This is a genomic window from Burkholderia sp. Ac-20349, assembly GCF_017104865.1.
GTDB lineage: Bacteria > Pseudomonadota > Gammaproteobacteria > Burkholderiales > Burkholderiaceae > Burkholderia > Burkholderia aenigmatica.
Genome location: NZ_JAAGPM010000207.1, coordinates 1 through 10030, shown reverse-complemented (window position 1 = coordinate 10030; position 10030 = coordinate 1). Strand labels below are relative to the sequence as shown.

Here is a 10030-nt window from a genome sequence, read left to right as displayed (position 1 = left end):
GCGTGCGGCTGTTCGTGCGCACGACACGCCAGATCCGCCTGACCGATTCCGGCCGCCGCTATTTCGAGCAATGCCGGGACGCGCTGTCGCAACTCGTCGACGCGGAACGCGAGGCGACCGGCCAGCACCCACGCGCGCCGGCGTGCCGACTGAGCCGAAGCGGCTGAAAAAGGCTGATCCATCATCGCTCCTCGAAAAGCCGGCGCGGATGCGCCGTCAGAGCGACAGACGATAAATCCGATTCAATCGGCGAAAAACCACGCAAAGCTCCGGATATAACGGACTAGAATTCCGCAATCTACTCAGCTACGCGCCGTGGGCGCACGCGCTTCGAATCGATGGAAAACCTCACCGGCATCGTCGCCTTCGTCCGCACCGCCGAGGCTTTGAGCTTCGTCGCGGCTGGCCGCGCGCTCGGCATCTCGGCGTCGGCGGTCGGCAAGACGATCGCGAAACTCGAGCAGTCGCTCGGCGTGCGCCTGTTCAACCGCACGACGCGGCGCGTCACGCTCACCGACGAGGGGCGGCACTTCTACGACCGCTGCCAGCGGATCCTCGAGGATTTCCGCGATGCGGAAGCGACCGTGACGGCATCGGCGCAGCGCCCGCGCGGCAAGCTGCGCGTGAGCCTGCCGGTGATCGGCTACCGGTTCCTGCTGCCGGTGCTGCCCGAATTCCGGCAGCGCTACCCGGACGTCGAGCTCGATCTCGACTTCAACGACCGGATGGTGGATGTCGTCGAAGGTGGCTTCGACGCAGTGATCCGCAGCGGCCCGCTATCCGATTCGAGCCTGATGTCGCGGCGGCTCGGCCCGTTCGCGTTCGTGCTGTGCGCAACCCCCGCCTATCTCGCGCAGGCCGGCACGCCGCGCGCGCCGCGCGATCTCGAAGCGCACGAGTGCGTGCGCTACTGCTTCCCGACCACCGGCAAGCTGCAGGACTGGGCACTCGCGGCCGACGACGGCACGCCGCTGAAGCTGCGCACCGCGATGACCTGCAACAACATGGAGGCCCTGCGCGGCACCGTGCTCGCAGGGCTCGGCATCGGCTACATGCCCGACTTCCTCGCGCGCGACGCGCTCGAAACAGGCCTGCTCGTCACCGTGCTCGACGACTACCGGATCGCGCCCGGGCAATTCTCGATCGTGTGGCCGTCGAGCCGGCAGCTGTCGCCAAAACTGCGCGTGCTCGTCGATTTTCTGTGCGAGCGGCTGTTCAAGTAGCTGCGGACGGACGCGTCGACCGGCGTCCAACACGCCGCCCGCACGGCTCGATGGAACGCCGCCGTGCGGCAGCAACCCGCGCGCACCGTTCCGAGCCATTCCACTCCGTTCAGTCCGCCCCGATCCGCTCCGCTTCCGCCTGCGGCAACAACGCGTCGCTGTCGTCCTTCAACCCGACGCCCGTCAGCCCGAGCCGGCGCGCGTGCGTCATCAGGTAATGCAGCTTGTGCGCGGCCCCCGCGTACGGCAGCCCTTCGGGCCGCACGTTCGAGATGCAGTTGCGCAATGCGTCGTGGCACCCGACTTTCGGCGCCCAGGTCAGGTACACGCCGAGGCTGTCCGGCGAGCTGAGCCCCGGCCGTTCGCCGATCAGCATCGCGACGACCTTCGCGCGCAGCAATTCGCCGATCTCGTCGCCGAGCGCGACGCGCGCCTGCGTCGCGACCACCACCGGGCCGATCCGCCAGCCGTCCGCGTCGAGCCGCGGCCTTATGGCCTGCAGCAACGGCAGCGCCTGTTTCGCGGCCGCGAACGCCGACAGCCCGTCGCCGACCACGAACACGACGTCGGGCGCATCGTCGAGCGCCGCGTCGCCGTGCGCAGCCAGCAGCGCGCGCCCTTCATCCGACAGCTTGCGGCCGAGATCCGGCCGGCGCAGGTAATGCTGACGATCGGGCGCGGCACTCTGCACGCCGAGCGTCGCAAAGCCGGCAGCATCGAGGTCACGCCGCAGCGCGTCCGCATCGAGCGGCTGGTGCACCGCATCGCGCGCCTGCGCATGCGACAGGTTGAACGCGAGCAGCGGCGCGGTCGGCAGGCTGTTGCCCGCGCGGCCGAGCGCGATCCGTGCATTCGTGAACGACTTCAGCTGCGCCCACGGGTTCTTCTCGACGGCGTCGCTCATGCCGAAATCCCCATCCAGTCGTTCGCGCCCGCGAGCAGCGGCACGCGCGACGTCGCGGCGCGCAATGCGCCGTGCGCGTCGGCGATCTCCATCGTCTCCAGCCACTCCTCGAATTCGGGCGCGCGGCGCAACCCGAGCACTTCACGCACGTACAGCTGATCGTGGAACGACGTGCTCTGGTAGTTCAGCATCACGTCGTCCGCGCCCGGAATCCCCATGATGAAGTTGATGCCGGCCACACCCAGCAGCGTCAGCAGCGTATCCATGTCGTCCGAGTCGGCTTCCGCGTGGTTCGTGTAGCAGATGTCGCAGCCCATCGGCACGCCGAGCAGCTTCCCGCAGAAGTGATCCTCGAGCCCCGCTCGGATGATCTGCTTGCCGTCGTACAGGTATTCGGGCCCGATGAAGCCGACCACCGTGTTCACGAGGAATGGCTCGAACTTGCGCGCGACCGCATACGCGCGCACTTCGCAGGTCTGCTGGTCGACGCCGAAGTGCGCATTCGCCGACAGCGCGCTGCCCTGGCCCGTCTCGAAGTACATGAGATTGTTGCCGACGGTGCCGCGCTTGAGCGACAACGCGGCCTCGCGGGCCTCGCCGAGCAGCGCGAGCGAGATCCCGAAGCTCGCGTTCGCCTTCTCGGTGCCCGCGATCGACTGGAACACGAGATCGACCGGCGCGCCCTTCTCGATCGCCGCGATCGTGTTGGTTACGTGCGTGAGCACGCACGATTGCGTCGGCACGCCGTAGCGTTCGCGGAAGCCGTCGATCATCGCGAGCAGCTTCACGATCGCCGCGAGGCTGTCGGTGGCCGGGTTGATGCCGATCATCGCGTCGCCGCAGCCGTACATCAGCCCGTCGAGCATCGATGCGGCGATCCCCTTCACGTCGTCGGTCGGATGGTTCGGCTGCAGTCGCACCGACATCCGGCCCGGTAGCCCGACCGTGTTGCGAAAGCGCGTGACGACGCGGCGCTTCCGCGCCGCCGCGATCAGGTCCTGGTTGCGCATCAGCTTCGACACGGCCGCGACCATCTCGGGCGTGAGGCCCGGTGCGATCCGTTCGAGCGCCGCGCCGTCAGCCGCGGGCGACAGCAGCCAGTTGCGGAAATCGCCGACGGTGAGATGCGAGATTTCCGCGAATGCCTGCGCGTCGTGATCGTCGACGATGAGGCGCGTGACCTCGTCGTCTTCATACGGGATCACCGCTTCGCTCAGGAATGCCTTCAGCGGCACGCCCGCGAGCGCGATCTTCGCGGCGACACGCTCCTCCTCGCTCGCCGCCGCGACACCGGCGAGCTGGTCGCCGGAACGCAGCGGGCTCGCCTTCGCGAGCAGCGTCTTCAGATCCGCGAAGCGGTACGTACGCGGACCGATCGTCTCCGTATAGGACATCTGCGAGTCTCCTCCTTGCCAAAAGCCGACGGCGCGCCCGTTCGACGGGGCGCGCCGGATGCCGTCAGAAACGGCCCTTCACTTTCATCCCGCTCACTCCTCCAGCAGCACGTCGCCCGGCGCACTCGCACGCTGCGAACGTGTCGCGAGGAAATACGCGTAGCCGAACGCGAGGAAGCCGACGAACACCAGCGCGACCAGCCCGTTGAAGTAAATCATGGTCCCGAGACAGACGAGCGCAGCCAGGATCGCGAACGCCGGGAAGATCGGGTACAGCGGTGCGCGGAACGGCCGTTCGAGATTCGGTTGCGAGCGGCGCAGCTTGAACAGCGACGCCATGCTCACGATATACATCACGATCGCACCGAACACCGACATCGTCACGATATTCGCGGTCAGCGTCTGCCCGCCGAACTGGATCAGCTCGTCGCTGTAGATCGCCGCGATGCCGACCACGCCGCCCGCGAGGATCGCGCGGTAAGGCGTCTTGAAGCGCGGATGCACCTTCGCGAGCCATTCGGGCAGGTAGCCTTCGCGGGCCAGCGCGAAGATCTGGCGCGAATAACCGAGGATGATCCCGTGGAACGACGCGACCAGCCCGAACAGCCCGAGCCACACGAGCATGTGCATCCAGCCGCTGTTCGCGCCGACGATGTACTTCATCGCCTGCGGCAGCGGGTCGTTGATGTTCGCGAGCTTGGTCCAGTCGCCCGCGCCGCCGGCGAACACCATCACGCCGACCGCGAGTGCAACGAGGGTCAGGATCCCGGCCACGTACGCGATCGGAATCGAGCGCTTCGGGTTCTTCGCTTCCTCGGCGGCCATCGCGACGCCTTCGATCGCGAGGAAGAACCAGATCGCGAACGGGATCGCCGCGAACATCCCGTGGAACGCGCCGAGGCTGAAGTGATCGGCGCCCGACCAGCCGCCCTTCATGAAGTTGCTCCACGCAAAGCCCGGCGACACGACGCCCATGAACACCAGCAGCTCGAAGATCGCGAGCAGCGTGACGACGAGCTCGAAGGTCGCCGCGATCTGCACGCCGACGATGTTCAGCGCCATGAACACGAGATACGCGCCCATCGCCGCATGCTTGGGCTCCAGCCCCGGAAACTGCACGTGCAGGTACGCGCCGATCGCGAGCGCGATCGCGGGCGGCGCGAACACGAACTCGACGAGCGTCGCCGCGCCGGCGAGATAGCCGCCGGTCGGGCCGAACGCCCGGCGCGCATACGCGAACGGGCCGCCCGCGTGCGGAATCGACGTCGTCAGCTCGGTGAAACTGAAGATGAAGGTCGTGTACATCGCCGCGACGAACAGCGCGGTGACGACGAAGCCCAGCGTGCCGGCGCTCGCCCAGCCGTAGCTCCAGCCGAAGTATTCGCCGGAAATCACGAGGCCGACCGCGATGCCCCACAGTTGCCAGGTCCCGAGCGTCTGCTGCAGCGCGGGCTGGCTGGACGACTTGGCGCCGGCGGCGGGCCGGCCATTCGACTCTGCTTTCATCGGACTCTCTCCTCAAAGGCGCCGGGCCTGCCGGCCTGCGCGACTGAGAATCGATGCTAGAGAGTCATTAAACGACGTGTTATCGAAATTCGGCAAAGATCGCGGCTGACATTTCGCTGACGGAAACGCGGACGCGGCGCGACGGACGAAGCCGATCGGCAAGGCGCCCGCGCGCAGCGGAATACGCCGTTGTGGCCTTTACCGGTTCCGGCGTACGGGTCATACGCGCGAGACGACGCGCGAGCGGACGCTGTCGCGTGCCGTTCGCGCGTCATGGGATGCAAGCGCTGACGCGTGCAGCACGATCCGGCCGCACGACGCGACCGGACGGCTGCGCGAGCGTGGCGTTACTGCCCGCCGCTGCGCTGGTTGAACCAGCGGTCGAGCAGCTTGCCGGCCGCTTCGCGGCCGCCGAGGCCGAACGACAGCGCCACGGCCACCGCGATCGCGCCGAGCACGAGGCCGAACGCGAGCTGGACGATCTCGTTCGCGATGCCCATCGCGCGCAGCCCCATTGCGAACACGAGGCCCAGGATCGCAAATTGCGCGATGCGCGCGAACAGTACGCTGTGCTCACGGTCGGCCTGCTCGATCACGCGGCGTGCGAGGCCCGCGAGCCACACGCCGATCACGAGGATCACGCCGCCCATCAGCACGTGGCCGCCGAATTCGATGAACAGCGTGACGACGTCGCGCACCTGCGAGAAGCCGAGCCGGTTCGCGGCTTCGACCGACGCGAACAGCATCGCGAAGAACACGATCAGCCGCGCCACCAGCACCGACGGCTGCAGGATTCCCGAGAACACGCGCTCGACGCCGAGCACGGCCGGCAGCCCGTCGGCGCCCGCGGCTTCCAGCAGCTTCTGCGCGAGCGACGCGACGAAGCGCGCGAAGTAGAACGTCACCAGCACGATCACGATCGCCGCGACGATGTCCGGCACCGCGCCGAGGAACTGGTTCAGCATGTTGGTGGCCGGCACCGAGATCGCGTCGATCTTCAGCGCGTCGAGCGCGGAGATCAGCGTCGGCACGAACACGAACACGTAGACGATCGTGCCGATCAGGCTCGACACGCGCACGGGCGTCGGGCTGTCGAGGCGCTGCGTGAGGCGGTCGGCGCCGGCGGCGACCAGCAGGTTCGTCACGAGGCCGCGCAGCACGCGCGCGACGATCCAGCCGACGATGCCGATCACCGCGGCCGCGAACAGGTTCGGCACGATTGCGAGCAGCTTGTCGACCATCCCCTGCACGGGCGACAGCAGCCCCGACAGCGCGAACGACGCGAGGATCGCCGGCAGGAACATCAGGATCACGAGCCAGAACAGCACGTCGCCGAGATAGCCGCTCATCGGCTGCATGCCGGCGCCTTCGGACAGCTTGTCGTCGATCTTGCTCGCCTTCAGCGCGCGGTTCGCGAGGCTGCGCAGCAGCGATGCGATGAGCCACGCGATCAGCGTCAGCGCCGCGCCGCCGATCAGGTTCGGCAGGTAGTTGACGATGTGCGTGACGAGCAGCGAGAACGGATTGGAGACCGCGTACAGGTTGAGCACGTTGAAGATGCCCACCGCGGTGACGAGCAGCACGAGCCAGAACAGGCCGCCCGCGATGATGCGCTCGACATAGGCGCCCTGGCCGGTGCTTTCGTTGATCCGCTGATCGACCTTCAGCGCGCCGAGCAGGCGCATCGCGCCGGCCCGCACCACGACGGCGATCAGCCAGCCGATCACCAGGATGCCGATCGCGCCGGCGATCTTTGGCAGATACCCCCCTAGCGTGGTCTGCAGCGACGTGATGAAGCTGGAAGCATCCATTTCTTCTTCTCCCGAAAACGTGGTGTTGCGATTGAACATCGACGAACTACCTGCGTACTTCGAAAAGCGTGCTGCCCCGACGGAGCAACTTACCCGAGAAAAATGACGCGATCACCCGATTTCACCGTCTTTAACTTTAGTCATTGATCGCAGAGGGACAAGACCCTATTTCGTCAAAATAAAAAGGGCCTGACTTGTCGCCGCCTACGCATTTCCGCAAGATTTATCAATTCGGGCCGTGCTACCGTGACGTCGGTTCCTGCCCGGACACGCCGATGACCGTCGAAACGCAACCCGATCCGCCCGCCTGGATCCGCTACGCGGCCAGCGTGGCGCGCGTCCACGAGTACATCCGCGCGCACCTCGACGGCCCGCTCGACCTGAACCGGCTCGCCGAAGTCGCATGCCTGTCGCCGTATCACTGGCAGCGCGTCTATCGCGCGCTGTACGGCAAATCGATCGTGCTGACGGTACGGCGGATGCGGATCGTGCGCGCGTCCGAGGATCTCGTGTGCACGGCGCGGCCGATCGACGAGATCGCACGGCGCGCGGGCTACGGTTCGACGCACGCGTTCGCGCGGGCATTTCGCGACGCATACGGCGTGCCGCCCGTGCAGCACCGGCGCACGGGCAGCCACCGGCCCATCTATCCGCTACAACGAGGAGAAGAAGACATGTTCAAGCATGAAGTCGAGATCCGGCGATTGCCGGAGTTGCATGGCTATGCCGTGGCGCACACCGGGCCGTACCTGAAGGTCAGCGACGCATTCATGCGAATCGGCGCGTGGGTCATGCAACAAGGGCTGATCGGCCCGGGCGCGAAGATGATCGGCATCTACTACGACGATCCGGACACGACGCCCGAAGCGCAGTTGCGCGCGAAAGCCTGCTTCATGCCGGCCGACGGCGCGCCGGACGTCGAGCCCGCGCCGCCGGTGGAGCGCGCGACGGTGGCGGGCGGCGAATACGCGGTGCTGCTGCATACGGGGCCGTATGCGGACCTGAAGGCGGCCTACCAGTGGCTCTACGGCGACTGGCTGCGTCACTCGGGCCGCGAAGCCGCCAACGCGCCGCCGTTCGAGCTGTATCTCAATTCGCCGATGGATACCGCGCCAGCCGATCTGCGCACCGAGCTCTACCTGCCGCTGCGCTGATCGACGGGCCGTATGCCGGCCCTGAAACGAAGCGCGCCGGCCGGCGTTCCCACGCCGCCGGCGCGAATGCGCGGACAAACTGACTTACGCAGCCTGCGTCCCGCACCCGGGGCAAAACCGCGCATCGTCCGCCAGCGCCGAGTGGCAGCGGCTGCAGGACTTGCCGCGTTGCGCGGCACCGCACTGCGCGCAGAAGCGCGCATCGGTCGCATTGAGCGCGCCGCAACCCGCACAGGCGAGCTGGCTCAGCGGCACGTTGCCGCCCTGCCCGCTTCGACTGTCGGCCGGCGCCTGCCAGCCCCAGCCGTGGCGATCGCGGCCGCGCGCATCGTGGCTGCCATGCCCGTCCTGACGCTGCGCGCCGTGATGCCCGCCACCGTGGCCGCTGTTGCCGTGCCCGCCGCCATGACCACCGCCGTGGCCGCCCAGGATTCGTTTCAGAAAGCTCATCGCCTGCTCCTCAACGCTTGGCCTGCGCGCCGCCGAACGCCCCCGAGGACGACAGCAGCCGCAAACCGTTGGCCACGACGATCAGGCTTGCGCCCGCGTCCGCGAAGACCGCCATCCACATCGTGCCGAGCCCCGCGACCGTGAGGCCGAGGAACACGATCTTCACGCCGAGCGCGAAGCCGATGTTCTGCACCAGTACGCGATGCGTCGCGCGCGACAGCCGCACGAACGCGGGAATCTTGCGCAGGTCGTCGTCCATCAACGCGACGTCGGCCGTCTCGATCGCCGTGTCGGTGCCCATCGCGCCCATCGCGAAGCCGATGTCGGCGCGCGCGAGCGCCGGCGCATCGTTGATGCCGTCGCCGACCATCCCGACCGCGCCCGCGCCGCCGGCCGCCAGTTCCTCGACCGCCGCGAGCTTGTCTTCCGGCAACTGGTTGCCGCGCGCGTCGTCGATGCCGGCCTGCTGCGCGATCGCCTGCGCGGTATGCGGGTTGTCGCCCGTCAGCATCGCGGTGCGAATGCCGAGCGCGTGCAGATCGGCGATCGCTTCACGGCTCGTGTCCTTGATCGTGTCGGCCACCGCGAAGATGCCAAGCACGCGCGCTTCGTCGACCAGCACGACGACGCTCTTGCCCTGCCGCTCGAGCGCATCGAGCGTCGCTTCGAGGGCCTTCGAGCAGCGCTCGAGTTCCTCGACGAGGCGATGGTTGCCGAGCCAGTAGCGCGTGCCGTCGATCGTGCCGCGCACGCCGCGCCCGACGATCGCTTCGAAGTCCTGTACATCGGCGAAGGCCGTCGTGCCGGCGTCGCGCGCGGCAGTTGCGATCGCCTGCGACACCGGGTGATCGGAACGCGCCGCAAGGCTCGCACCGAGGTGCCGTACACGTGCCGCATCCGCGTCGGTCGCATGCAGGTCGAAGTCGGTCTGCACCGGCTTGCCATGCGTGATCGTGCCGGTCTTGTCGAGCGCGAGCCACGCGAGCTTGCGCCCTTCTTCCAGGTACACGCCGCCCTTCACGAGAATCCCGCGCCGCGCCGCGGCCGCGAGCCCCGACACGATCGTCACCGGCGTCGAGATCACCAGTGCGCACGGGCATGCGATCACGAGCAGCACCAGCGCGCGGTAGATCCAGTCGTGCCACGCACCGCCCATCACGAGCGGCGGCACGACCGCGACCAGCAGCGCGACCGCGAACACGATCGGCGTGTAGACGCGTGCGAACTGGTCGACGAAGCGTTGCGTCGGCGCCTTCGCACCTTGCGCTTCTTCAACTGCGTGGATGATCCGCGCCAGCGTCGAGTTGGCCGCGACGGCCGTCACGCGATATTCGAACGAACCCGATTCGTTGATCGTGCCCGCGTACACGGCGTCGCCGGTCGTCTTTTCGACGGGCAGGCTCTCGCCGGTGATCGGCGCCTGGTTCACCGTCGAGCGGCCCGCGACGACTTCACCGTCCAGCCCGATTCGCTCGCCCGGCTTCACGCGTACGACTGCGCCGAGCGCCACCTGCGCGGCCTCGATCGTGCGCCACGACCCGTCGGCGTCCTGCACGGTCGCGGTGTCCGGCGCGAGCTGCATCAGGCC

8 protein-coding genes and 1 pseudogene are annotated in these 10030 nt (G+C 67.8%); 3 read left to right on the top strand and 6 right to left on the bottom strand.

Going from position 1 to position 10030, the window contains the following annotated elements; genetic code table 11:
- Both G3N61_RS39875 and G3N61_RS36055 read left to right on the top strand, forming a co-directional pair.
- A pseudogene (locus tag G3N61_RS39875) lies at nucleotides 1-125 on the top strand (LysR family transcriptional regulator); the annotation flags it as partial.
- Between the two features lie 213 nt (nucleotides 126-338).
- Nucleotides 339-1223 (top strand): LysR family transcriptional regulator, encoded by an 885-nt coding sequence (locus G3N61_RS36055; RefSeq protein WP_205824764.1) that lies wholly within the window; start codon nucleotides 339-341, stop codon nucleotides 1221-1223.
- A gap of 109 nt (nucleotides 1224-1332) precedes the next feature.
- On the opposite strand, the gene eutC is transcribed toward G3N61_RS36055, so the two are convergent.
- The 4 genes from eutC to G3N61_RS36035 form a co-directional block, all read right to left on the bottom strand.
- On the bottom strand, nucleotides 1333-2127 hold the full coding sequence (eutC, locus tag G3N61_RS36050; protein WP_205824762.1) for an ethanolamine ammonia-lyase subunit EutC: 795 nt from the start codon (nucleotides 2125-2127) through the stop codon (nucleotides 1333-1335).
- Nucleotides 2124-3521: an ethanolamine ammonia-lyase subunit EutB gene (locus tag G3N61_RS36045; protein ID WP_205824760.1), complete on the bottom strand. Its 1398-nt coding sequence runs from the start codon at nucleotides 3519-3521 to the stop codon at nucleotides 2124-2126. Before G3N61_RS36045 ends, eutC begins: the two co-directional genes overlap by 4 nt.
- 93 nt (nucleotides 3522-3614) lie before the next feature.
- Nucleotides 3615-5027, bottom strand: coding sequence for an ethanolamine permease (gene eat / locus G3N61_RS36040; protein WP_089449664.1), 1413 nt, complete (start codon nucleotides 5025-5027; stop codon nucleotides 3615-3617).
- A 347-nt stretch (nucleotides 5028-5374) separates the two neighbouring features.
- Nucleotides 5375-6838, bottom strand: a complete 1464-nt coding sequence (locus tag G3N61_RS36035; RefSeq protein ID WP_089449663.1) for a mechanosensitive ion channel — start codon at nucleotides 6836-6838, stop codon at nucleotides 5375-5377.
- 275 nt (nucleotides 6839-7113) lie between these two features.
- Here G3N61_RS36035 and G3N61_RS36030 point away from each other — a divergent pair, with 275 nt between their 5' ends.
- The gene (locus G3N61_RS36030; protein WP_205824759.1) at nucleotides 7114-7992 is read left to right on the top strand and encodes an AraC family transcriptional regulator; all 879 of its coding nucleotides are present in this window, start codon (nucleotides 7114-7116) and stop codon (nucleotides 7990-7992) included.
- An 84-nt stretch (nucleotides 7993-8076) separates the two neighbouring features.
- Here G3N61_RS36030 and G3N61_RS36025 read toward each other — a convergent pair whose 3' ends face one another.
- Both G3N61_RS36025 and G3N61_RS36020 read right to left on the bottom strand, forming a co-directional pair.
- Nucleotides 8077-8442 carry a zinc ribbon domain-containing protein gene (locus G3N61_RS36025; protein ID WP_205824758.1) on the bottom strand — a complete coding sequence of 122 codons (366 nt, stop codon included), beginning with the start codon at nucleotides 8440-8442 and terminating at the stop codon, nucleotides 8077-8079.
- Nucleotides 8443-8452: 10 nt separating this feature from the next.
- Nucleotides 8453-10030, bottom strand: a 1578-nt coding sequence (locus G3N61_RS36020; protein ID WP_205824757.1) for a heavy metal translocating P-type ATPase, incomplete at its 5' end; no start/stop codon positions are given.